25 protein-coding genes are annotated in these 21364 nt (G+C 55.1%); 10 read left to right on the forward strand and 15 right to left on the reverse strand.

All coding sequences use genetic code 11. The features are described 5' to 3' along the window. The gene (locus ATH90_RS07905) at window positions 1–1347 is read right to left on the reverse strand and encodes a heavy metal sensor histidine kinase (RefSeq protein WP_098465993.1); all 1347 of its coding nucleotides are present in this window, start codon (window positions 1345–1347) and stop codon (window positions 1–3) included. Further along, entirely contained in the window at window positions 1344–2024 is a 681-nt protein-coding gene (locus tag ATH90_RS07910) for a heavy metal response regulator transcription factor (RefSeq protein ID WP_098465994.1), read from the reverse strand. The genes ATH90_RS07905 and ATH90_RS07910 overlap by 4 nt, the downstream gene beginning before the upstream one ends. A gap of 155 nt (window positions 2025–2179) precedes the next feature. Here ATH90_RS07910 and copI point away from each other — a divergent pair, with 155 nt between their 5' ends. Both copI and queF read left to right on the forward strand, forming a co-directional pair. Then, window positions 2180–2692: a copper-resistant cuproprotein CopI gene (gene copI / locus ATH90_RS07915; RefSeq protein ID WP_034102562.1), complete on the forward strand. Its 513-nt coding sequence runs from the start codon at window positions 2180–2182 to the stop codon at window positions 2690–2692. Between the two features lie 69 nt (window positions 2693–2761). Continuing rightward, entirely contained in the window at window positions 2762–3592 is an 831-nt protein-coding gene (queF, locus tag ATH90_RS07920) for an NADPH-dependent 7-cyano-7-deazaguanine reductase QueF (protein ID WP_034102564.1), read from the forward strand. A 75-nt stretch (window positions 3593–3667) separates the two neighbouring features. Here the strand turns inward: queF and ATH90_RS07925 are convergent, their stop codons facing one another. Both ATH90_RS07925 and ATH90_RS07930 read right to left on the reverse strand, forming a co-directional pair. Continuing rightward, window positions 3668–3934 (reverse strand): DUF4404 family protein, encoded by a 267-nt coding sequence (locus ATH90_RS07925; RefSeq protein WP_034102566.1) that lies wholly within the window; start codon window positions 3932–3934, stop codon window positions 3668–3670. Window positions 3935–4044: 110 nt separating this feature from the next. Next, window positions 4045–4653: an HAD superfamily inactivated hydrolase PcrP gene (locus ATH90_RS07930; protein ID WP_098465995.1), complete on the reverse strand. Its 609-nt coding sequence runs from the start codon at window positions 4651–4653 to the stop codon at window positions 4045–4047. A gap of 195 nt (window positions 4654–4848) precedes the next feature. On the opposite strand from ATH90_RS07930, the gene ATH90_RS07935 reads away from it, so the two are divergent. After that, a complete protein-coding gene (locus ATH90_RS07935; RefSeq protein WP_034102570.1) occupies window positions 4849–5538 on the forward strand; it encodes an MlaA family lipoprotein in 690 nt (229 codons plus the stop codon). 59 nt (window positions 5539–5597) lie between these two features. Here ATH90_RS07935 and ATH90_RS07940 read toward each other — a convergent pair whose 3' ends face one another. After that, window positions 5598–5894: a PilZ domain-containing protein gene (locus ATH90_RS07940; RefSeq protein ID WP_034102572.1), complete on the reverse strand. Its 297-nt coding sequence runs from the start codon at window positions 5892–5894 to the stop codon at window positions 5598–5600. A 276-nt stretch (window positions 5895–6170) separates the two neighbouring features. Here ATH90_RS07940 and rssB point away from each other — a divergent pair, with 276 nt between their 5' ends. Together rssB and rssC are read left to right on the forward strand one after the other, a co-directional pair. Beyond that, window positions 6171–7352: a two-component system response regulator RssB gene (rssB, locus tag ATH90_RS07950; RefSeq protein ID WP_025856971.1), complete on the forward strand. Its 1182-nt coding sequence runs from the start codon at window positions 6171–6173 to the stop codon at window positions 7350–7352. Continuing rightward, complete coding sequence (gene rssC / locus ATH90_RS07955; RefSeq protein ID WP_003172602.1) at window positions 7352–7834, forward strand: anti-sigma factor antagonist RssC; 483 nt, start codon at window positions 7352–7354, stop codon at window positions 7832–7834. The genes rssB and rssC overlap by 1 nt, the downstream gene beginning before the upstream one ends. A gap of 145 nt (window positions 7835–7979) precedes the next feature. Here the strand turns inward: rssC and tal are convergent, their stop codons facing one another. Continuing rightward, window positions 7980–8906 (reverse strand): transaldolase, encoded by a 927-nt coding sequence (tal, locus tag ATH90_RS07960; RefSeq protein WP_034102574.1) that lies wholly within the window; start codon window positions 8904–8906, stop codon window positions 7980–7982. Between the two features lie 261 nt (window positions 8907–9167). Then, the gene (gene dusA, locus ATH90_RS07965) at window positions 9168–10133 is read right to left on the reverse strand and encodes a tRNA dihydrouridine(20/20a) synthase DusA (RefSeq protein ID WP_098465996.1); all 966 of its coding nucleotides are present in this window, start codon (window positions 10131–10133) and stop codon (window positions 9168–9170) included. A 144-nt stretch (window positions 10134–10277) separates the two neighbouring features. Here dusA and ATH90_RS07970 point away from each other — a divergent pair, with 144 nt between their 5' ends. After that, window positions 10278–11420, forward strand: coding sequence for a tyrosine-type recombinase/integrase (locus tag ATH90_RS07970; protein ID WP_141537466.1), 1143 nt, complete (start codon window positions 10278–10280; stop codon window positions 11418–11420). Window positions 11421–11450: 30 nt separating this feature from the next. On the opposite strand, the gene ATH90_RS07975 is transcribed toward ATH90_RS07970, so the two are convergent. The 3 genes from ATH90_RS07975 to ATH90_RS29860 all read right to left on the reverse strand — a co-directional run bounded on the left by ATH90_RS07975 (window position 11451) and on the right by ATH90_RS29860 (window position 13645). Beyond that, window positions 11451–11663, reverse strand: coding sequence for a helix-turn-helix domain-containing protein (locus ATH90_RS07975; RefSeq protein ID WP_141537467.1), 213 nt, complete (start codon window positions 11661–11663; stop codon window positions 11451–11453). A 22-nt stretch (window positions 11664–11685) separates the two neighbouring features. Next, window positions 11686–11916: a hypothetical protein gene (locus tag ATH90_RS29000; RefSeq protein WP_141537468.1), complete on the reverse strand. Its 231-nt coding sequence runs from the start codon at window positions 11914–11916 to the stop codon at window positions 11686–11688. A 1231-nt stretch (window positions 11917–13147) separates the two neighbouring features. Beyond that, window positions 13148–13645 carry a helix-turn-helix domain-containing protein gene (locus ATH90_RS29860; protein WP_098465999.1) on the reverse strand — a complete coding sequence of 166 codons (498 nt, stop codon included), beginning with the start codon at window positions 13643–13645 and terminating at the stop codon, window positions 13148–13150. A gap of 239 nt (window positions 13646–13884) precedes the next feature. On the opposite strand from ATH90_RS29860, the gene ATH90_RS07985 reads away from it, so the two are divergent. From ATH90_RS07985 to ATH90_RS07995, 3 genes are all read left to right on the forward strand, one after another. Continuing rightward, on the forward strand, window positions 13885–14280 hold the full coding sequence (locus tag ATH90_RS07985) for a DUF6957 family protein (RefSeq protein ID WP_098466000.1): 396 nt from the start codon (window positions 13885–13887) through the stop codon (window positions 14278–14280). Window positions 14281–14327: 47 nt separating this feature from the next. Further along, entirely contained in the window at window positions 14328–14774 is a 447-nt protein-coding gene (locus ATH90_RS07990; RefSeq protein ID WP_098466001.1) for a hypothetical protein, read from the forward strand. Between the two features lie 90 nt (window positions 14775–14864). After that, window positions 14865–15248, forward strand: a complete 384-nt coding sequence (locus ATH90_RS07995; protein ID WP_064052241.1) for a hypothetical protein — start codon at window positions 14865–14867, stop codon at window positions 15246–15248. 287 nt (window positions 15249–15535) lie between these two features. Here the strand turns inward: ATH90_RS07995 and ATH90_RS08000 are convergent, their stop codons facing one another. The 4 genes from ATH90_RS08000 to ATH90_RS08020 all read right to left on the reverse strand — a co-directional run bounded on the left by ATH90_RS08000 (window position 15536) and on the right by ATH90_RS08020 (window position 19419). Continuing rightward, window positions 15536–17695, reverse strand: coding sequence for a YecA family protein (locus tag ATH90_RS08000; RefSeq protein WP_064052017.1), 2160 nt, complete (start codon window positions 17693–17695; stop codon window positions 15536–15538). 110 nt (window positions 17696–17805) lie between these two features. Continuing rightward, window positions 17806–18102, reverse strand: coding sequence for a hypothetical protein (locus ATH90_RS08005; RefSeq protein ID WP_032900667.1), 297 nt, complete (start codon window positions 18100–18102; stop codon window positions 17806–17808). Between the two features lie 307 nt (window positions 18103–18409). Beyond that, on the reverse strand, window positions 18410–18664 hold the full coding sequence (locus tag ATH90_RS08015; protein WP_098467652.1) for a hypothetical protein: 255 nt from the start codon (window positions 18662–18664) through the stop codon (window positions 18410–18412). 500 nt (window positions 18665–19164) lie between these two features. After that, window positions 19165–19419 (reverse strand): hypothetical protein, encoded by a 255-nt coding sequence (locus tag ATH90_RS08020; RefSeq protein WP_141537469.1) that lies wholly within the window; start codon window positions 19417–19419, stop codon window positions 19165–19167. A gap of 368 nt (window positions 19420–19787) precedes the next feature. On the opposite strand from ATH90_RS08020, the gene ATH90_RS29705 reads away from it, so the two are divergent. Beyond that, window positions 19788–19916 (forward strand): hypothetical protein, encoded by a 129-nt coding sequence (locus tag ATH90_RS29705; RefSeq protein WP_256324232.1) that lies wholly within the window; start codon window positions 19788–19790, stop codon window positions 19914–19916. Between the two features lie 199 nt (window positions 19917–20115). Here ATH90_RS29705 and ATH90_RS08025 read toward each other — a convergent pair whose 3' ends face one another. Beyond that, the gene (locus ATH90_RS08025) at window positions 20116–21324 is read right to left on the reverse strand and encodes a hypothetical protein (RefSeq protein ID WP_064052019.1); all 1209 of its coding nucleotides are present in this window, start codon (window positions 21322–21324) and stop codon (window positions 20116–20118) included. Between the last annotated feature and the right edge of the window lie 40 nt (window positions 21325–21364).

Raw genomic sequence — 21364 nt, forward strand, 5'->3', positions numbered from 1 at the left:
TCAAATCACCTCGGGCAATTCGATCACAAACCGTGTCCACCCCGGCCCAGACTCACAATAAATCCTCCCCCCGTGCGCCCGCACAATCGACTGGGTAATTGCCAACCCCAGCCCCGCATGCTCGCTGCTGCCTTCGTGCCGCGACGGGTCCGCCCGGTAGAACCGATCAAACAACCTGGGTAACAACGGCGCGGGAATGCCTTCACCGGTGTTCTCAACCGTCAGCGTCACGCCATCCACCATGCGCACCCGCACTTCGCCACCCGCGGGGGTAAAGCGCAGCGCGTTATCGAGCAGATTCGACAGCGCCCGGCGCAACATACCGCGATCCCCCGATGCATGGGCGCTACCTTCGCGCACCAGGCTGACTTGAGCGTCGTCCGCCAACAACGCGAAAAACTCCAGCAGCGCATCCACTTCATCCGCCAGCGCCAGGGGCTCGCGCTTGGGCATGAGCAACCCATGATCCGCCTTGGCCAGGTACAGCATGTCATTGACCAGTTGTGCCATCCATTGCAGCTCTTCCAGGTTGCTGTGCAGCGCCTCGCGGTAATCCTCCAGCGGGCGTGGCTGGGTGAGGATGACCTGGGTTTGGGTCAGCAGGTTTGACAGCGGTGTACGCAGTTCGTGGGCGATGTCAGCCGAGAACGCCGAAAGGCGCTGGAACGCGTCGTCCAGGCGTTCGAGCATGGCGTTGAAGGCCTGGGCCAGCTCGGCCAGCTCTACCGGCATGTGTTGCTGGGGCAGGCGCTGGGTCAAGGAGTGTGCCGATACGCCAGCCGCCACTTCACCCATGCGTCGCAACGGCCGCAACCCACTGCGGGCAGCCCACGCGCCGAGCAGGGCGGTTGCCAGGGCTGACAGGCCGACGGTGAGCCAGATCAGACGCTGCATGCGTTGCAGGAAGTGCTGGTGGTGGGTGATATCGAGCATCAGGCTCAGGTGCGGCGAGTCGGGCTGGCCCGGCGTCAGCGGCGCATTGTAGACCCGGTAGTCAGTGCCGGCGTTTTGCAGGCTGTGCAGCCCGGAGGCGGTGGGTAACGTCATGCTCGGCGCATCGTCGAGCCAGCGTTGCCCGGCCGCGCTAATGCGCAGGGTCAAGTCTGGTTGGCGAATGAGCTCGGCGCGCAGTTGCGCTTGGCGTTGGGCGAACGACGCTGGCGAGCCCACACCCTGCAGAGTGCTGCGCAGCGCCACCAGCGTGCTGTCGAGTTGCTGCTGGTCCAGCTCGATAAAGTGTGCCTCGCTGGCGCGGTTGAACAGTACGCCTGCGATCAGCGACACCACCGCCGTGCAGGCGGCAAACAACAGCGCCAGGCGACTGGCCAGGGACAGGCGCTTGATCAATTGACGTGCTCCTCCAGCACATAACCCATGCCGCGTACGGTATGGATCAGTTTAGTGGGGAAGTTGTCATCGACTTTCAGGCGCAGGCGACGGATCGCCACTTCGATAATGTTGGTGTCGCTGTCGAAATTCATGTCCCACACCTGGGACGCGATCAGTGATTTGGGCAACACTTCGCCCTGGCGGCGCAGCAGCAGTTCGAGCAGGGCAAACTCCTTGGCCGTCAGGTCGATGCGCTGGCCGTCCCGCTCGACGCGGCGGCGGATCAGGTCCAGGCGCAGGTCGGCCAGTTGCAGCGCGGTTTCCTGCGGTGCGCTGCTGCCACGGCGTAACAGGCTGCGCACCCGCGCCAGCAGTTCGGAAAAGGCGAAGGGCTTGACCAGATAGTCGTCGGCGCCCAGTTCCAGGCCATGCACGCGGTCTTCCACGGCGTCGCGGGCGGTCAGGAACAATACCGGGATGTCCAGGCCCGCACTGCGCACGGCCTGGAGGATCTGCCAGCCATTACGGCCCGGCAGCATTACATCCAGGATCAACAGGTCGTAGTCGCCAGTCAGCGCCAGGTGCTGCCCGTGAGTGCCGTCGGCCACCAGTTCGGTGGTGAAGCCGGCCTCGTTCAAACCCTGGCGCAGGTAATGGCCGGTTTTCGGTTGGTCTTCGACGATCAGCAGTTTCATGGGCGACTCTTGGCAGCGTTGGACGACGGCTTTATACCTTGGGTGCCAGGGCTGGGGGGCAACCTGACAAAGTTGTAATCTAGCAGTCAGCTGGCTGGCAGCGGCGCAGGCTTAGAGTGTGCCCCAGGCGAGTCAGACATATTTGGAGAAAAGAGATGGTAGTGCGTTTACCCCAGGTGTTGGCGGTGTGCCTGCTGGCGTTGAGTGTTGATGCGATGGCCGATGCTGCCCATGGTTACGCGTTTGGCGAGGCCGCGCCAGCAAGCAAGGCCACGCGTACCGTAGAGGTGACGCTGCAGGACATTTCCTTTTCGCCCACGTCCATTGACGTAAAAGCCGGTGAGACGGTGCGCTTTGTGCTGGTCAACAAAGGCCAGTTGCTCCACGAATTCAACCTGGGCGACGCGGCGATGCATGCCGAGCACCAGAAGGAAATGCTGCAGATGCAAGCCAGTGGCATGCTCACGTCCACGGGCATGGGCAAGATGGACCACAGCGCCATGGGCCACGGCGCGATGAAACACGACGATCCCAACAGTGTGTTGGTCGAACCCGGCAAAACCGCCGAGCTGACCTGGACGTTCACCAAGGCCACGGGCCTGGAGTTTGCCTGCAACTTACCAGGGCATTACCAGGCGGGCATGGTCGGCAAGCTCAACGTCGATTGATCTGCTGGCGCTTAGGCGCGGGGGCAAAGGCTGGTAGACTGGCGCGGTTTATTTAGCCAGGTTTCCGCCATGCATCCCGCAGCCGAACATTCACCGCTGGGCAAGTCCAGTGAATACATCTCCACCTACACACCTTCGTTGCTGTTCCCGATCCCGCGTGCGGCCAAATGGGCCGAGCTGGGCCTGAGCGCCGAGACCCTGCCCTACAAGGGCGTGGATTTCTGGAACTGCTTCGAACTGTCCTGGTTGCTGCCGTCGGGCAAGCCAGTGGTGGCCATCGGTGAATTCAGCATCCCGGCCGACTCGCCGAACATCATCGAGTCCAAGTCGTTCAAGCTCTACCTCAACTCGCTGAACCAGACGGCGTTTGCCGACACCGCAAGCCTTGAAGCGACCCTGCGCACCGACCTCAGCGCCGCTGCCGGCAAGCCGGTGAGCGTGCGCATCCGCCGCTTGGCCGAGATCGAGGCAGAAGGCGTGATGGCATTGCCGGGCGTGTGCATTGACGACCTGGATATCCGTGTCAGCAACTATGAGCACCCGCGCCCGGAACTGCTGCGCTGCGATGACTCGCGCGTTGTCGAGGAGAGCGTGCACAGCCACTTGCTCAAATCCAACTGCCCGGTGACCAGCCAGCCTGACTGGGGCAGTGTGGTGGTGGAGTACCGTGGCCACGCGTTGGATCACGCCAGCTTGCTGGAATACATCGTGAGCTTTCGCCAACACTCGGACTTCCATGAGCAATGCGTCGAGCGCATCTTCCTGGACTTGCAGCGGTTGCTGAAGCCGCAGACGTTGACGGTGTACGCGCGGTACGTGCGGCGTGGCGGGTTGGACATCAACCCGTATCGCAGTACCGAGGATGTGGCGTTCCAGAATGTGCGCCTGGCTCGCCAGTAGCCTTCACGCACACCGAATGTGGGAGCAGGCAAGCCAGCTCCCACATTGGTTTCTGTGCATGCATCGGGTCTTGGTTTAAATCCCCATGCTGCCCAGCGTGTTCATGATATTGCGCAACGTGCCGGAAATGACCGGATGTTCGGCATCGAACTCGATGGCGGCTTGGTTCACATCGTCGGAAATACTGGGCGTCTGAGTCGCCGGTTCAAGTTCAAGTTGTAATTCGAACTTGGCAATCAAGGCTTCCAGTGCTTCACGTTTTTCTTCCGACAGCGGCGGTTCCTGTTCCAGTTGCCCGCGCAGGATCTCGACCTGTTCTTCCAGTTTTTTGCGATCAGGCATGACGTGTTTCCTTTTATCGATTGGCACTGGCATAGACCACGGCACGCCGAGAAAGGTCTACGGGCTGACCTGTAGATTAATCCACTGGCGCTTGCTGTGCATGATCCGTGTCAGGGCTTCTCGCCTTTGAGCTGGCGCAGGCTGATGTCGGCGAGGCAGGTGCCGAGTTCGCCCAGGTGATCGATCACCGAGTGCACGCCCAATCCGTACAGCGCCAGGGTGGCCTTGCCGCGCTTGAGCTCGCGTTCCGGTTCGCTCAGCGCCAGCCATTGCTCGGGGGCCATGCCACAGAGTGAGCCGCAGGAGGCGAGGCCGATGGTCCATAACCCGGCGTTAAGGCCCGATTGCAGCAGGCGTGGTTCGCCGCTGACCAATACGCAGCCTTCCAGGCGTTCGATGTTGAGTTCCATCAAGGCTTGCCAGCAGGCGTGGGGCGCGGGCCAGCGAATGGAGGAGGGCGAGGTGGCCTTGACCCAGTCGGGCAGCGTGGCGGCCAGGGGCGTGGTGACGGTGGGGGGGAGCTCATCCAGCCAGGCGCAGGGCACGCCTTGTTCCTTGAGGCTGCGCAGGATCTGCAGTGCACCGGGGGTGGCCTGGGAGTCGGGGGAGGGTGAATCGGTGCGCGCCCGGGAACCGAAGTCCACCAGGCAGCCACTCAGGCCAAACAGGACGGCAGTCAAGGCGGGAGCGCTGGCGATGGCTATCTCGGCGTGAGGCATGTCGACATCCCTGAAATAGCGTTAACGCTATCCAGGGACCATGACAAACCGATGACAGGACTGTTAATTGTAGGAATTTTGTCCATTTTACGTCTGACGTTTCCTAGTTGCTGCCTAATTGGAGACTTCCGTCATATACTGACGGCCTTATTCAGGGCATAGCGCCCATGACAGACCATTCAAGGAGCAAAAGCTATGCGCTGGAGCCAATACTTCGCTCAGCTGTCAGTGTGTGCCACTGTCCTGCTGGCCCCGTTTGCCGCACACGCAGCGTCGGAAGACGATCCGTGGGAAAGCGTCAACCGCCCGATTTTCACCTTCAACGACACCGTTGATACCTACGCCCTCAAGCCATTGGCCCAAGGCTATCAGTTCGTGACGCCGCAATTCGTCCAGGATGGCGTGCACAACTTCTTCCGCAACATCGGTGATGTCGGCAACCTGGCCAACAACGTGCTGCAGCTCAAGCCCCATAATGCCGGTGTCGACACCGCCCGCTTGCTGGTCAACACCACCTTCGGCGTGCTGGGCTTTATCGACGTCGGCACCAAAATGGGGCTGCAACGCAGCGACGAAGACTTCGGCCAGACCCTCGGCTACTGGGGCGTCGGCAGCGGTCCTTACGTGATGCTGCCACTGCTGGGTCCAAGCACCCTGCGTGATGCGCCGTCCAAGTACGTGGACAGCTACACCCAACCGTACCGCTACATGAACGATATCGGCTGGCGCAACAGCACCTTCGGCCTGAACATCGTCGACACCCGTGCCAGCCTGCTCGACAGCGAGAAGCTGATCACCGGTGACAAATACACCTTCATCCGCAACGCTTACCTGCAGAACCGCGAGTTCAAGGTCAAGGACGGCAAGGTCGTCGACGACTTTTAAGCTGTGACGTTTTGAAATGAAAAAGGCGACCCACAGGTCGCCTTTTTTTCGCGCGGTTTTCAGCGCATTTTCAGGATTTTGAGGCCCAGGTGCTGGTCTTGACCGGTGGTTTTGGTCCACACCACTTCGGTGTCCGCTTCCAGGCCCTTCAGGGCGGCGTGCTCCGAATCGATGCGCACGGTCAGTTGGTCGCCGACGTTGAACTGGCGAGGCGCCTGCACTTGCATGCCGGAGCTGGACAGGTCTACACAAACCCCGGCGATCTCCTGGCCTGCGTGGATCAACGACACATCGGCATCCACACGCATGCGGATGAAATCGCGTTTTTCGGCGTAGTCGCGCTCGTGTTCGCTCATGGGTTCCATCCTTACTTTGTGTTGTGGTCGTGCCTGTTCTTATAACTCCCGGTGATTTGCGGTGTAAAGACGCCCGGCGACCATCGGCATGAGCTTGAAACCCCTCACGGATGGGAGTACCGTCTGCGCCTTAGAAGGGCACCTCTGCTTTACCTTTGTGCATGGGCTAAATCCCAGTACTTTGTAGGACAGAGAGGCTAGAAAGCGAATCCAGTACGTGAGCCCGGCCATTGCCGAGCCGCCTACGCCAACCTAATTCTGGCGCCGTTTGCCCACATGCAAAAAACCAGTGCCACGCTGCTGATAATCGATGACGACGAAGTAGTGCGCGCGAGCCTCGCGGCCTATTTGGAAGACAGTGGCTTCAGCGTCCTGCAGGCCAGCAATGGCCAACAGGGTCTCCAGGTGTTCGAGCGCGACCAGCCCGACCTCGTGATCTGCGATCTGCGCATGCCCCAGATGGGCGGCCTGGAGCTGATTCGCCAGGTGACCGAGCGTGCCCCACAGACGCCGGTGATTGTCGTGTCCGGTGCCGGCGTGATGAACGATGCCGTCGAGGCCTTGCGCCTGGGTGCCGCCGATTACCTGATCAAGCCCCTGGAAGACCTGGCCGTGCTGGAGCATTCGGTGCGCCGCGCGCTGGACCGTGCCCGCCTGCTGGTCGAGAACCAGCGTTACCGCGAAAAGCTCGAAACCGCCAACCGCGAACTCGAAGCCAGCCTCAACCTGCTACAGGAAGACCAGAACGCCGGTCGCCAGGTGCAGATGAACATGCTGCCGGTCAGCCCGTGGACTATCGACGAATTCAAGTTTGCGCACCAGATTATCCCGTCGCTGTACCTGTCGGGTGATTTCGTCGACTATTTCCGCGTCGATGAGCGACGTGTCGCGTTCTACCTGGCCGACGTGTCTGGCCACGGTGCTTCCTCTGCATTCGTCACCGTGTTGTTGAAGTTCATGACCACACGGCTGTTGTTCGAATCCAAGCGCAATGGCACCTTGCCGGAGTTCACCCCTTCCGAGGTGCTGGGCCACATCAACCGAGGCCTGATCAGCTGCAAGCTGGGCAAGCACGTGACGATGGTCGGTGGCGTTATTGATGAAGAAACCGGTCTTTTGACCTATAGCATCGGCGGTCACCTGCCGATGCCTGTTTTATACACTCCAGACAGTGTGCGTTACCTGGAAGGACGTGGTCTGCCGGTAGGCTTGTTCAATGAGGCCACCTACGAAGACCACATCCTGGAGTTGCCGCCGACCTTCAGCCTCACGCTGATGTCCGATGGCATACTGGACCTTCTTCCAGAGCCTACACTCAAAGAGAAAGAAGCCGCCTTGCCCCAAAAGGTCAAGTCGGCGGGCGGCAGCCTGGATGGCCTGCGGCAGGTTTTTGGATTGGCCACGCTAGGGGAGATGCCGGATGATATCGCCCTATTGGTGTTGAGCAGGAATCTTTGATGAGTACCGGAAGAATCCAATTCGCCGAGCAAGACGGGACCTTCGTCCTGAAATTTGTCGGTGAAGTGCGCCTGACCTTGTGTTCGGCGCTGGATGCGACGATTGAGCGGATCTTCACAGCGCTGAACTTCTCGGCGATCGTGATCGATCTGACCGAAACCCGCAGCATCGATAGCACCACCCTTGGCTTGCTGGCCAAGTTGTCCATTCTGTCTCGGCAGAAGGTCGGCCTGTTGCCGACAGTCGTCACCACCCACGAAGACATTACCCGGCTGCTGCAGTCGATGGGCTTCGACCAGGTGTTCAACATCGTTGACCGCCCGATCCCATGCCCGGAATGCCTCACCGACCTGCCGTCCCAGGACCAGTCCGAGGAAGTCGTGCGGGTCAAGGTGCTGGAAGCGCACAAAATCCTGATGGGCCTCAACGAGTCCAACCGCGAAGCCTTCCACGACCTCGTGAACGCGCTAGAGCGCCACTGACCCCCTCGGCTGCTGGAACACCGTCCAATGTAGGAGCAGGCAAGCCAGCTCCCACAGTTGATCCGAGGTCGGCCTGAGGTACGGGACACAAGCATAAAAAAGGGCGGCACCCGCGAGGGTACCGCCCTTTTTGTCGCCGCCTGCTTTACAGCTTGGCAGTCAACAACGCTTCAAGCTTCTCTTGGTCGCGAGCAAACTGACGAATACCTTCCGCCAGCTTCTCGGTCGCCATCGCATCCTCGTTGGACTCCCAACGGAACTGCGCTTCAGTCAGATGCACACGCGCCTCACCGGCATGGCCTGGCGACAATTTACGCTCCAGCTTGCCTTCATCCGCCGCCAGCTTTTCCAGCAGGTCAGGGCTGATGGTCAGGCGATCACACCCAGCCAACTCTTCGATCTGGCTCAGGTTGCGGAAGCTCGCACCCATGACCACGGTCTTGTAGCCGTTGGCCTTGTAGTAGTTGTAGATGCGCGTCACCGACTGCACGCCCGGGTCTTCAGCACCGGTGTAGTCGTTGCCGTTGGCCTTCTTGTACCAGTCGTAGATACGGCCCACGAACGGCGAAATCAGGAACACCCCGGCTTCTGCACACGCCACGGCCTGGGCGAACGAGAACAGCAGGGTCAGGTTGGTCTGGATGCCTTCTTTTTCCAGTTGCTCGGCGGCGCGGATGCCTTCCCAGGTGGAAGCGATCTTGATCAGCACGCGGTCGCGGCCAACGCCGGCCTTGTCGTACAGGTCGATCAGACGGTGCGCACGCTTGAGTACGGCGTCAGTGTCGAACGACAGGCGGGCATCTACCTCGGTGGAAATGCGGCCCGGTACCACTTTGAGGATCTCTTGGCCCACCGCCACCGCAAAACGGTCACTGGCCAGGCCCACGTCACCATTGCAGTCCTTGACGCACTCATCCAGCAGCTTGGCATAGCCAGGGATCGAAGCGGCCTTGAGCAACAGGGAAGGGTTGGTGGTTGCGTCTTGCGGCTTGAGCTTGGCGAGGGTGGAGAAATCGCCGGTATCGGCTACGACGGTGGTGAATTGCTTGAGTTGTTCCAGCTTGGAAGTCATGGGCGTGCTCTGTCCTATGGGTCTGGTGACATTACCCGAGCGCCGGCAGGCGCTCAAGGGCGCAAATGCGTTCGATCGTTTGCGAGGGCAACAACCTGAAAACAGCCGTTTGAATCACCGGCTGTGGTGCTAAATAGGAGGCCAAAAACACCATCGGGTTCAACCTAACTTGCACCCGATCCACTCAGTCGACCTGAGGGCGCGGGCTTGCTCACGAATGCAGCCAGTCAGCCGCCAATGCACCAACTGACACCCAGGCCATCACCGCCCCTCCAACAACTCCCCCGCCTGATCCAGCAACGCCAACGGATCGCTCGCCTTGTGAATGTCCACCGACAACAACTGCCTGAACTTGCGCGCGCCCGGGAAACCGGTGCCCAGCCCAAGAATATGTCGAGTGATATGGTGCATCGATCCACCCGAAGCCAAATGCTGCGCAATGTAAGGCCGCAACTGCACCAACGCCTCAGCCCGACTGATCACCGGCGCCTCACTGCCAAACAACTGCTGATCCACCTCCGCCAACAAATACGGGTTGTGATAAGCCTCGCGCCCCAGCATCACCCCATCAAACACCTGCAAATGCTCCTGGCACTGCTCCAGCGTCTTGATGCCGCCGTTGAGGATAATCTCCAGTTCCGGGAAGTCCTGCTTCAACTGCGCCGCCACGTCATAGCGCAACGGCGGAATGTCGCGATTCTCCTTCGGCGACAACCCCTCCAGAATCGCAATCCGTGCATGCACGGTGAAACTGGTGCAGCCGGCGTCCCTCACCGTCCCGACGAACTCACACAACTGGCCATAACTGTCCCGACCATTGATCCCGATACGATGTTTCACCGTCACCGGAATCGACACCGCATCACGCATTGCCTTCACGCAATCCGCCACCAACGCCGGGTGCGCCATCAGGATCGCGCCGATCATATTGTTCTGCACCCGGTCGCTGGGGCAGCCGACGTTCAGGTTCACCTCGTCGTAACCGGCCGCCTCGGCCATGCGCGCGCACGCGGCCAGGTCAGCGGGCACGCTGCCGCCCAACTGCAGTGCAAGCGGGTGCTCGGCTTCGTTGTGGCGCAGGAAACGGTCGTGGTCACCGTGCAGGATGGCGCCGGTGGTGACCATCTCGGTGTAGAGCAGGGCGTGCTTGGAGAGCAGGCGCAGGAAGAACCGGCAGTGGCGGTCGGTCCAGTCCATCATTGGGGCTACACTAAATTTACGATTCATAAAGCCTTGTATTTAAAGGTCTCCAGCATATTTTAGTGCTATCCTGCGTGTACATTTCAGGGCCAAAATGACGGTTTTGGTACACCTGGGGTACACGCCGTGTGCAAAAAGGTATGCATCGGGGTACGGGTTAATGAACATTGAGTGAACACAAGTATGGCTTCGATACACCAGCTCCCCAGTGGCAAATGGCGCGCCCTCATTCGGAAAAAGGGCATCACCCCGATCAGCGCAACGTTCGTGACCGAAAAGCTTGCGAAGACATTCGCGAAGGAGAAGGAGCGTCAGCTTGAAGAGATCAAGGCTACAGGCAGGACGGCGGCCCCCAAGGGTTCAACTGTCGCTCATTATATCGATGACTACCTCGATTACATACAGCGTGGGCGAACCCTTCAGCGGAGCGCGCTGTTTATCTACAAGGCGTTGAAGAAAAGATTTGGCAAAATCGGCATCGAACGGCTTTCGAAGAGCCACCTGGATTCGTTCATCAATGATCGGAAAAAGGAGGGCGTACAGGGCCAGACTATCGCCGGTGATCTCTCCCTGCTGTCATCTGTCCTTCGCTATTGCTATGACAGTAAGCACCTAGATGTAGATCCCGACCTTGCAGACAAAGCTCGGAAAAGCCTCAAGACCAATCACAAAATGAGGATCAAAAGCCGAGAGGTTGAATGCTTGCCGACTCAGTCAGAAGTTGACGCCATTATTGCGGCCTACGCCAACAAAAAGCGCCAAAAGATCGACATGCCCAAGGTCATCAAATTCGGACTTTACACCTCCATGCGACAGTCGGAAATCTGTGGGATCAGAATTGAAGATTTAGACAGGGAAAATAAAACTGTCATCATTCGTGACCGTAAGCATCCGAGTGACAAAGAGGGTAACGATGAGACAGTTGCATTGCTTCCATCTGCCTGGCAGATAGTCGAAACGGTCATTGGGAGTCGCCAGTCAGGCTGCATTTTTCCCTACAATCCCAAGTCTGTGTCCACCGCGTTCACTCGTGCAAGGGCAGTTGCGGGAGTAACACGTCCGGTTCGATTCCACGACCTAAGGCATAAAGCAATTACCGACTTCTTTGGCCTTGGCCTTAACGTACCCCAGGTCGCTTCAATGAGTGGCCATCGCGACTGGCAAACACTGAAGCGCTATACACACGTCAAAGCGACTGATGTTCATGCAGCTTACAATGCTCTAAATCTCAAACAGGGAGATTTGAAAAATGTCGACAGCCAGCTCGCTCTGATCTTGCAGAAGCTCGGTGATATGAATGGCGCCCCGGCATAAAAAACAAGGGGGCCATCTGGCCCCCTTTTTTTAAATGCAGCGCCTGATAAAGTCGTCAGAATCTGTTTCCATCAAACTACCAATGAACTCCATCACAGCGTTTTTTGGATATAAGTAAGCAGAGCCGAAGCGTATAGGTTTCGGGCCTTTGCCGTGTTTTCTCCAGTAAGCAAGGGTCTCAAGAGTTACCTTGGCAAGCTCGCTGATGTCCTCGGCGGTGTAGCAGTTGATCTCGTCTGCCATTTTGCTTCTCAAGTTGCTGGCGTCAATCATTAGATGCAGGCTTTTTCTGAGTGCTGCCGAAATCATTAACCCTAGTAATCAGGACAGTTCTTTTTCTCTCATTAGCACTGCAGAGGTGATTTTTGTCATCAGTATGTGCTTGCTCAATAAAGTTCCTGCACAAGTCTTCCAGGCGTAGTTTTGAACAAATTAAGATTTGCGCGGTTTCTTTTTCAACGACATGGCCTGTGCCCTGAGCGATTTTTTTTTGCATATCAACATCTCGGAAGTGCTCGCCATCATGACCGTCAGCACCCCCATTTTTTCTGAAGCCCGGTGTCGTACCTGCGGCCTGTCAATACATGAGAAATGTTTTTTGTCTGGGCGTCAAGGAGCACTCCGTATTATTTAAACGGTATGCCTAGGGCATACTCTTAACTATGAGGATGTTGAAATCTATACTGAGATAATAGAGATCTAGTCGTTGATGGTAAAGTTGTCATCGGCAAAGTTTTTTTGGGTTGGGCGGCATGTCCGTAGTAACTGCGCGTAGGGGCGCAGTCTTAGAATGTAAGTTGCAAAGTAAAAAATGAGTATTGCCACTATAAAACAAAGTTTGCAGCTTACGGCTAATCACTTTTCTACCTTGGGTTAACGATATAACCAAGAATCAATTTTATGTGGCTTAGTGGTGGCTAGGTGAGGTTTTACATATGTAACGTGTTCGCAAATATAGGTTGATTCGGGAATTCTATCTAACCATCCATCCGGCGTTGCTGAGAGAAACCTCGAGCCACTGAGGCGGTGTTTATTTATCAACGGCGACTCAGCGGTGTGCTGTATATCGCAGAGAAAATTTCTAGTCCTTGATGCTGGGGATAGTTACGAAGGCTCGGGGCGAAATTATGCCTCTTGCTGATTCGCTGGATTTTTCGATTTTCGATCACGCAGAGCCTCGGATTTACCAAAAAAAGTAAGTGAAAAGCTTAGCTTTGGATGCCAAAAAGGAGCCGGGGCCTTCGGCCCCAAATGGGCGAGTAGTTATGAGGGGGGCGGAGGCGCAACCCTAAACGATGTCATTTTGTTGAAAATGAGCTCAAGAATCCTATAGATCGAAGGATCAGATTTGAAAAGCAACCAGCAAACACGACAGTTTTTAGAACATGAAACTGGGGAGGCCCGGGCAATGCTGCTTTTCTTTTGAGTTCAAAATATAGATCTCCGGTTTTGAAAAACGAATTCAAGGGCAGAGATCTCATGATGTCGAAAAAAAGACATTAATGTCGCATTTATGTAAATATTGAATCAAGATCTGGCACCATCGCTTATGAGGTTCGCGTGCGCAGGGGGGCTGTGGATTAGGCAGGAAATAAGGTTATCCAGTGATCGAAGCCATTTGGCTGCAAACCGATCTTTCCGCTTGGCCTCGAGTTGTCGTGTAGGCCAAGCTCAATCTCAACGCACCGCCCCCTTTGAGAGCACCTGCGTCAATCCAGCATTGTCCTCTAACAATCAGCTCTAGATTCGGTAGCGTTAATCCTCTTCCAATATCGATGCACAGTCGATAGAGCTAGCCCCGTCTCCCGCGCAATTTGCGATTGATTCATTCCAGCAGTCTTAAGCTCGCGAACGACGCTTTCGCTTCCCTTGTTCTGAGGCTTTCCAGGCTTACGGGGGGCAACCGCTCCATCAGTGAGCTGTTCAGCGAGAATTCCAAGACCTCCTTCTTTCTCAAACGCTTGCAGCTGCTTTAAAGCAGCATCAATGAGGACAGGGTAGGGGGTGTCCTGCTGTTGGGACATACAAAGAGCTAGGAGGGCCAGAGGGTTTATTCGAAGGCCCTCAGCAAGGCTCTCGAACTTCTCAAGAGTAATACTTGTTTCGCCTCGCTCGAGGGCGCTGAGTTTGGATTTCGCGGAGGCGTCAGAAAGGTCTTCGTGCCGAAGTTGACGCTGCTTACGCAGTGCTCGGATGGCGCCCGCGAGTGCGATTCTAAGCTGCATGGCTCACTCAAAAGTCAGGATATAGCCACACAGGAGGGTTTCCGTTAAATACCTGAATGAGGTAGTATTGCGCATACTGCGGTCAGGACGGCCCATTGCGAAGCTTCCGTAAGCTCGTTTTGGCAATTTATGGGAATTAGATGAGAGCGTTTCGCTGGGCATGAAGACCGGCGCGCGGACTTTCCAGCAAGCCTCTGCTGAGCAGGCGTATCACTCGTAAAATATTTCGGAGGCTGTACATGGTTGGAGTGATCGATACAGGGCTTTTCGGAGACCCTGGAGCCTCTTTAGTTGGCTCAGAAGTTAGCCTCCAAGACGCGATGTCTGCAGCCAGAAAGCGCTACAAGTGGATGCCCCTGTGCGCCGTAGAAGAATGGACAATCCTAGACGCCATCGTCACCGACGAAGAGCGAGCCAAAGTAGCCGCCGCAGGCTGCCAACCAATGTTTATGTTTGCCCACAAGGTCGTGGATGACGAGCAGAGACGTTTTGAACCTGGCCACTGGGTCAGGTCGAGTATGGCCACTGCGTTCAACGACGGCTTTCTGTTCGAAACTCGGAATAGCGTCTATGTGCTACTTGGGCCGGGTCATCGCAAATCAGCAACCATCAAAGAAATCTTCTCTCTATTTTGAATTAACCAACCGGGCTGCTTTGCGTCCGCAGAAAACTGAGGCACCTGATGTTCAGAACCGAAGACTCAGACGCTATTGGCGTTCCGGGATTGTTTGGCGAAGGCTTGATGCACTGGCAGGGCGTGTCACGGGTGCTCAGATCGCACTGGTATCACCTGACCGTTCGAATCAGCGAGCAGGGTCGAAGCACTGAGTTCACGCGAATGATCGAAGGTGAGCGCAGACTGCAGCAAATGCTTGTGCAGCAAAATGCAGGGGAAGTGATAGTCGACGTGCAAGTGGTCACCCCCCCTTGGATGAATAACTGCGATGGCTGGGGTATGGAACGCGTCGTTAAGGTGACTGTTGGTGATGATAATTGCGACTTTGAGGTCAGCCTGATCGAGGTGGACAGTGGGGCTGTTTACCACAACTCACACCAACCAGGTTTTCAAATTCAGTCACTGCAGAACTGCCGGCCAATTTTTCTCGAAACCATGATTCGATCAGTCTGAAAATTACCAACAATCTTGCACGATACCAACGCGCCTGGTTGCGTGTGCAATTCCAGATATCTCCATACAGAACGCAGCCGGAGGGCAGTGATGCTCGACACGATAGATGTAAATTTCCACGGAAAGCGCCATACAGATTTCGATCTCAAACGAATCATTAAAGCCCAGGAGCAAGGCTTTGATGTGCCGGTTACCGCTTATCTCTGCGGTGTTTCGATTAGGTCGCGCGCAGGTATCGGTGTTGTTTTTGGCCACAAGCGCAAAGACCAGTACGGTCGGTTTGGCGATGGTCACCTGATCAGGACTTCTGACGTGCTGAAGGTCGAACGTGAAGGGCGATTTTGGGTGATGACAACCGTGAATTCGCGTTATGTACTAGCAACGTTCCAGCGGGATAATGGACGTGCAAGCCTCCGCCAATACCTTCGACTTTCTAGTGCTCAGCATCATCTATCCCCGAACCTGCTGCAATAAAGGCGTGCCTCCTATGATCGGCCTATGACTAAAGGATCCGGAGACTGTATGTCGAGCATGTTGATGAGAGCGGGCGAAACGATCTTTATTGCATCAGGTGTTGATGACCATCCTGTTTCGTAGTCGATGGCTATTCACATCCCTACCGGGCTTGCCCCCTTTGGGGGCTGACTGGCGTGACCAATCCCTGACTGCACCAGGTTTTGGCCCTATGGGCTTTCATTCTCAGGCCTTTGGCCCCAGAGGGCCGGCGCGCTCCGCTTGCTTTAGGCAGTCAATGAGCGCTTTTATAGGCAGCACCTCTTGTATTTTGAGCCGCTTCCACAAGGACATTGGTCGTTGCGCCCATGTCTCTTTGGAACCAATGCTCTCTCGACCATTTTCATTGCCGAACCCAGCGATGAAGAAGGCTTCATTGCCTTCGTCAACTCATCCATTTCTGACGATTGCTCCCACGGAAAATCGAGCGTGATACCGAATTGAATCTCCCCTTGAAGCCCCACTGAAACTCCAAACCAGTTCGCGGTTCGCTGAGCGTATTTGCGTTTCGCACAATGGAGTTCCAAGGTTCTGACGGCTGCTTCACTAGGCGTCGGGTTGCAATGGAAACAGATGCCAGTACCTGGTTCAGTCATCCCAAGTACGAAGTCATGTCGCTGACCATCCATCTTTCCCATCTTGGTCAGCCCATCAATAGCCCGATGAACCGTAATACATGAGTCTCCGTCCATGGAAAGAAGCGTGAAGCCCAATTCTAGTACCGCTGGATGGGGGCGGCGCTCTATCTGCTCAATCAATCGCTCGTAGTATGTGCCCTTCATCTTGGTCAAAATTCCTGGCGGCACACGCTGGCCAGGAAGGCCTTCACGCCGAACAGTCATGGCCGTATCTAGGTCGGCTGCGATTGAGTCTTCCAGCATCACTATATTGTATTGCTCGTCGAGAAAGAGGTTGCATCGAAGGTGGTACGCAAGAGCAGTGAGCTCATGCCCCATCATCAATTTTTGTGCCGACTCTAGCCGCATACGGACGTAGCTAATGAAGCGCAATGGCGTATCCAGCATTTCTGCTAGGACATCCAGCAGGAAAACGTCCATCACGAAAGGGGGACGGATGATCTCATCGGCAGAATATTTGAGGTACTGGCTGACTTGAAACGCCAATGCGGGGTAGTGGTCGGATACCACGCAGAATGGATAGATCTCCTTGATCGTCTCTGGGAGCACGACAGCTTGGCCACTATCATTTTCTAAGCGACATTTGCCTGAGAGGATGGCCGCCGCACACTCAGCCCCTTGGTCGTAGGCCTTTTGAATCGCTGCGGCAAAATCAGCCTTGATCTGTCCGTCGCTACCTTTGCGGGCAGCAAGAGTTAACTTTTTTGCTTTTGCCTGAACGATGATGACTCGGTCACCAAAGATGACCAGAACGTCCGCCTCGGCGACAATCCGTTTGCCCTCGTAGATATTGACGTTTGTGTGAACATTCGCTTTTCCGAAAACCGCTGCCAGGCGACATTGAGAGAATTGTTCAGTGAATGCGCCTCGATTGTCGGACGCTTGTTGCCTGTAAGCTTTATCCTGGTGCATCCAGAAGAAAGGTGACTCGTACAGCGCTTCATAGATCGCGTAATGAGAGAACAGTAAGACCGAATCCCGCCCTGTCGGCAGCAGTGGGGTTGCAGCTACCTGATTAAAGTCTCCCACTTCATTAAATTGGCCATTATCGCCACTGAAGGTTAGAGCTTTGAAAACGGCTTCAACAACAGCGAGCTCTTGACCAGAACGCGCAGCGATCTCTTGTGCGGTGAACTCGAAGAGTGCCAGCACCGATGCTGCAGGTAGCTCCCCTATCTTGGCTCCGCCACCTACTTGCGCTCCTTTGGTCGCTCTAACGTCCATCAATGAACACATTGCACTCGCCACTTGCAATGCCTGTGCACTGCTAAACGCCATGGCCCGAACCAACCAGTCATCATCCTGGGCATGTTTCTCAGCAAAAAAATCTCGATACTGGAAGCTGTAAGCTGACTCGGTGCCATAGAAAATCGGCTCCTTCATCATGGCGCCTTTCCAAATGTCACTCATGGCGATGCCTTGCTGAGCTTGAGGCATAAGCTCGCCGATCATAAGGCCGGTCATTGCGTCGTGAAGCTCACTCATCAACTCATCAGTACGCGAGGCGTAGCTTCTCAGCGTGGCTTCATCAACTTCAGTTAGATCTAGAGGTTGACGCGACATCAACCCCAAGATCGTAGTTATTTCATTCCGATTGAGCCTTTTGCGGTCGAAGAGATGCTCAATATCAGAAGACTTATGCTCACCTTGAAAAGACACTAAGTTGTCGCGATAACAGATGCCAGCCATGGCATGAGCGTACCCTGGCTTGGCCGCCAGAGCTGCTAAATCATCAATGACGTCAGCTTCGCTTCGGTGCATGGGATGCATGGCTGATACCCTCAGAACTTATGATTTATGAATAGCTCGGAAGGGAACACTTCGGCTAGAAAACCCGCCAAAGACCCTCTGAGAGAACCGTCGTCGAAAACAGTAAGCCTTTAGGTCGTACCTGCGCCCCACGCCCAGTCACCACCTACCACAATGAAGATCTCAGACTTCAAAAGTCGCGCTCGGAAGGCAGCTTGTACCGAATTACGGACATCGTTTCGTACAGCAACTGCGCTGGTGCCGTTAAAGAAACCCATCGTAGAGGTGGTGGGAATGACTACATGCTGCCCCTCGTCTGCCTTAACCACCTTTGCTAGGCCGATCCGCTGAAGATCTGCATAGGCGCTTTCGTAGTCCTTCGAAGAGGCGTTCTTCAAATCAAACGTGCAATAGACCAAATAGCTCATAGTACAAACTCCTGGATAACTCACGCTCAATGAGATGGGGGCCAGCCGATCCAGCAGCCGGCTTACCCAAGAGCGAGAAACCTAACCTCTAGCCTCTTCCTACTGGGTGTGGCACACCGAGGAGCACGTCCGGCAGCCGTTCGACTGCGGGTATGTGTTGCGAGCCTGACGCACGGCAGTCACACAGCTGCTGTGTTGGCCCAAATCGAGGCGGTTCTGCAATGCCGGCAAGAAAATGCATGAACTGGTATGCACTTCATGATCGCCATTGTTTTGGGCATTGCGGTTAACGTAATACTGAGCCATCTCACTCACCCCGCTGTTTATTCGATTGGGCAAGTACCGAGGCCGCGAGGGTCTTGGTGGTGGCGTTGTATTTATTGCTGTCGAGGACGTGGCTTGCTTTGGTCTCCATGTCAGCACCAGTTTGTTTACCGCTGGAGGCTTGGGCCATAGCCGACCCCGCTAATTCTTTCTGAATCGCGGAGGAGCTGTCGCTACGCAGGATTTTGGAGGCCAGGCTGGCCACGGGAATCGAGGTTTGTTTGATATTTTTAGGCACGGTTAGGTGCTCCTGTATTTGCATAAAAATTTGCGTAAGCAGGAGCAACCCTTGAGCGGAAAACCGAGCCGGATAGTTGACATCCAAAGTCGGATTTTTCTCTAATGCGCATCCCACCGATGTTCGCATTGGTTCAGGGTAGGCAGGTATGTGTGCTCGGCGACCAAACTTCGCACACATACCTGCTGTCTTTACTGAATCCTCAGCTCACTCGAAAAACACTACATATAGATGTGCCTCTCTGGTGTAGCCACAAGATAGTGTGGTCGATTTTACTTTGCAAGATCACAAGGTTGTGGATAACGTGTATGTAAATTGCAATTTGGATCCATTTTGATGCTGTATGGATGCCCAGGCCTTCTAAATCGGGGGCTAAGAGCCATAACAGCCGAAACAACTTGTAACACTCTCCGTCCTTACCGTCGATTTACCTTTAAAAGTGCGGCGATCAGCATTCGAAAATGACGATTCTATGACGTCATTTTTTATGCCTCATCACGTCAGTAACCGTCGGTTTCCAAGCTCTTACTCCAGTTGCCCCAGCGCTTTGATCCGGCAAAAGTTTTTCCAGTGGTCGTACTAGAAGCAGAGCCTTCGCTGAGCGTGTAGTTGATGACCACATCATCGTGAATCAGGATGGCGAGCGTTATCTCAATGCCTGTCGTCATCACCTCCATGGTGGTCACGATTGGAGCAGCACAAGAACCACTAACTATCTTCATCGCTGATCCACCTTCGTCGTGCAGCCGGCGCATCGCCCAGGCCTGCCTGGCAGTTACAGTGGCTGTCCTGAGAGCTACTTCTCCCCAGCGCCGGACACTTCATCCTAAATACCCATCACCTGTCAGCCACCAGAGTCTTCAAAAGCGAAAGCACGCCTTCGGAAAATTCTCCAATTTGCCGCAAATTCTTCAGCAAAAACTCTTCCGTGGTGTACTTAAAACCAAGGTCGGAACAGACAATTGGGCGTTATTTTTGTGGATGTCTGGACTGGTTAGGTGGCGTCGCTGAGTGACACAAATTCCCTCGGCAGTTCCCTATTGGTGATTGGTGCTGGGGTTGATACTGGCCTCACCCGCACTGCTCCCGCTTGCGGGCTAATCTACCAACGAGGACACAGATCATGAGCAGTAAATCAGACAACGACAATCGCTCGAATCAATTAAATGAGAACAATGACGCGTATTGGCAGTCTCGTGATTACGACGAGCGCCCTGAAGATTGGGAAGATCGCTCGGGCGAGGAGAACTGATATGACAAGCCGACGTAAAGCTCCAGAGGACGCACGATCCGACCAAAAGAACTCCAATCCTGGCTCGCCTGGAACAAACCCAATTTGGGATAAGGCTCAAGGTAATCGAGGCAAGCAGTTAAACCCAAACCAGCGCAGTGGTAAGACTTAACAGTCTGCACTCTATGGTGCTTGAGGCTGCCGTTTGGCAGCCTCGACTTCATGGTGAGGTCATAGGTTTTCCGAGAGCGGTGCGGGCGAAGCGATACTCCCATCTGTAGGCATCCATGATTCCAATGATGTGCTCAGCATCCATTCCAACGTCCACCAATCCCTGACGAATGAGGGAGAGAGTTTCGCCAATGCGTAGAATCACTGCCTGAGTCCATGTGTAGCCCTCATTGCCCTCGAAAGGCTCGTCGCTCAACCTAGCTTTTTCAATGGTTACTGCATGAGCAAGGCTTTTCAAGGTTCCAAACTGGGGGCGTCCCTTTTTGCGTTGCTCCCAGTTTCTCAACAGTCTGATCCGGGAGCTTGCCTCTGTATTTCGATCATGGTTGTGCCGAGCCCAAAGATTTCCAAGGAAGGTAATCGCCCTCTGTTTTTGTTCCCACCCTGCTTGTTTCGCTAGGTGTTCAAGTGCGCAGGTTGTTGAATTGTTCCACTCGCCAGATATGGGTTCAATGGCGGGTAGTATGCTGTTCAATGGCGTGACTTCTTCCATTCCGTCTCGAACCGTCATCTCCCAAATATCCACCACTGTATCCGCCACCATCCAGGCAAGCATACGCATCAAAACCGCGACCCTATCTGCAATGATCACGTGCTGTGTTATCTCGTCATTGGCTATTTCTTCATCCCTGAGTTCATCCAAGCGAGCGTGCAGACATGCTCGTACGGTGGGACAGCCAACACGCTCAACTATGGGGGATTTGGCGTAAGCTTGAAACTGTGCCGTTACGCTTCTATCAATATGCATGTCCACCGCGTTAAGTAATTCAGCGTCACGGACAATACCGATCCAAAAGTCGCATGGTACTTGATTGATAAATAACCGGGACGTGAGCAATGCGCGCCACTCATGTGCAGGCTGCCAGCTATAGTCTTTTCTGCCCTCATCAATAAGGTTTTGCAGCACTTCCTGGTGCGGTGTATCCCTAAAAAGACGCAGTAGAGTTCCACGAGATGGCAGGTGGTGCGGTTCGCTGATGAGTTTTGCTATTGTCTTGTCGCTCGGTACAAAAGGTTTTTGCTGGCGGGCATTACTCAAGACTTCTTTCAGGGAGGTATCAAGTAAATGCAAAACGGCTTCTACGGGCATCAACAAAGCGTTGCTATTGATTACTCGGATTGTTCTTTGCTCGCTATCCAATGCTTGGATAAAGTCACAAAGTGTTTCGACAGATACGAGGAGGGGAGGGCTTTCCATGGCATACACTCGAGCAAGATCATAGCGTCGTACGATATGA

Source organism: Pseudomonas lurida (assembly GCF_002563895.1).
Taxonomy (GTDB): Bacteria; Pseudomonadota; Gammaproteobacteria; order Pseudomonadales; family Pseudomonadaceae; genus Aquipseudomonas; species Aquipseudomonas lurida.

Excerpts from the sequence above, each read along its gene's own strand:
- ATH90_RS07910 (WP_098465994.1), bottom strand. The coding sequence starts at position 2,024 with ATGAAACTGCTGATCGTCGAAGACCAACCGAAAACCGGCCATTACCTG.
- copI (WP_034102562.1), top strand. The coding sequence starts at position 2,180 with ATGGTAGTGCGTTTACCCCAGGTGTTGGCGGTGTGCCTGCTGGCGTTG.
- queF (WP_034102564.1), top strand. The coding sequence starts at position 2,762 with ATGCATCCCGCAGCCGAACATTCACCGCTGGGCAAGTCCAGTGAATAC.
- ATH90_RS07925 (WP_034102566.1), bottom strand. The coding sequence starts at position 3,934 with ATGCCTGATCGCAAAAAACTGGAAGAACAGGTCGAGATCCTGCGCGGG.
- ATH90_RS07930 (WP_098465995.1), bottom strand. The coding sequence starts at position 4,653 with ATGCCTCACGCCGAGATAGCCATCGCCAGCGCTCCCGCCTTGACTGCC.
- ATH90_RS07935 (WP_034102570.1), top strand. The coding sequence starts at position 4,849 with ATGCGCTGGAGCCAATACTTCGCTCAGCTGTCAGTGTGTGCCACTGTC.
- ATH90_RS07940 (WP_034102572.1), bottom strand. The coding sequence starts at position 5,894 with ATGAGCGAACACGAGCGCGACTACGCCGAAAAACGCGATTTCATCCGC.
- rssB (WP_025856971.1), top strand. The coding sequence starts at position 6,171 with ATGCAAAAAACCAGTGCCACGCTGCTGATAATCGATGACGACGAAGTA.
- rssC (WP_003172602.1), top strand. The coding sequence starts at position 7,352 with ATGAGTACCGGAAGAATCCAATTCGCCGAGCAAGACGGGACCTTCGTC.
- tal (WP_034102574.1), bottom strand. The coding sequence starts at position 8,906 with ATGACTTCCAAGCTGGAACAACTCAAGCAATTCACCACCGTCGTAGCC.
- dusA (WP_098465996.1), bottom strand. The coding sequence starts at position 10,133 with ATGAATCGTAAATTTAGTGTAGCCCCAATGATGGACTGGACCGACCGC.
- ATH90_RS07975 (WP_141537467.1), bottom strand. The coding sequence starts at position 11,663 with ATGGCAGACGAGATCAACTGCTACACCGCCGAGGACATCAGCGAGCTT.
- ATH90_RS29000 (WP_141537468.1), bottom strand. The coding sequence starts at position 11,916 with ATGCAAAAAAAAATCGCTCAGGGCACAGGCCATGTCGTTGAAAAAGAA.
- ATH90_RS29860 (WP_098465999.1), bottom strand. The coding sequence starts at position 13,645 with ATGCAGCTTAGAATCGCACTCGCGGGCGCCATCCGAGCACTGCGTAAG.
- ATH90_RS07985 (WP_098466000.1), top strand. The coding sequence starts at position 13,885 with ATGGTTGGAGTGATCGATACAGGGCTTTTCGGAGACCCTGGAGCCTCT.
- ATH90_RS07990 (WP_098466001.1), top strand. The coding sequence starts at position 14,328 with ATGTTCAGAACCGAAGACTCAGACGCTATTGGCGTTCCGGGATTGTTT.
- ATH90_RS07995 (WP_064052241.1), top strand. The coding sequence starts at position 14,865 with ATGCTCGACACGATAGATGTAAATTTCCACGGAAAGCGCCATACAGAT.
- ATH90_RS08000 (WP_064052017.1), bottom strand. The coding sequence starts at position 17,695 with ATGCATCCCATGCACCGAAGCGAAGCTGACGTCATTGATGATTTAGCA.
- ATH90_RS08005 (WP_032900667.1), bottom strand. The coding sequence starts at position 18,102 with ATGAGCTATTTGGTCTATTGCACGTTTGATTTGAAGAACGCCTCTTCG.
- ATH90_RS08020 (WP_141537469.1), bottom strand. The coding sequence starts at position 19,419 with ATGCGCCGGCTGCACGACGAAGGTGGATCAGCGATGAAGATAGTTAGT.
- ATH90_RS29705 (WP_256324232.1), top strand. The coding sequence starts at position 19,788 with ATGAGCAGTAAATCAGACAACGACAATCGCTCGAATCAATTAAATGAG.
- ATH90_RS08025 (WP_064052019.1), bottom strand. The coding sequence starts at position 21,324 with ATGGAAAGCCCTCCCCTCCTCGTATCTGTCGAAACACTTTGTGACTTT.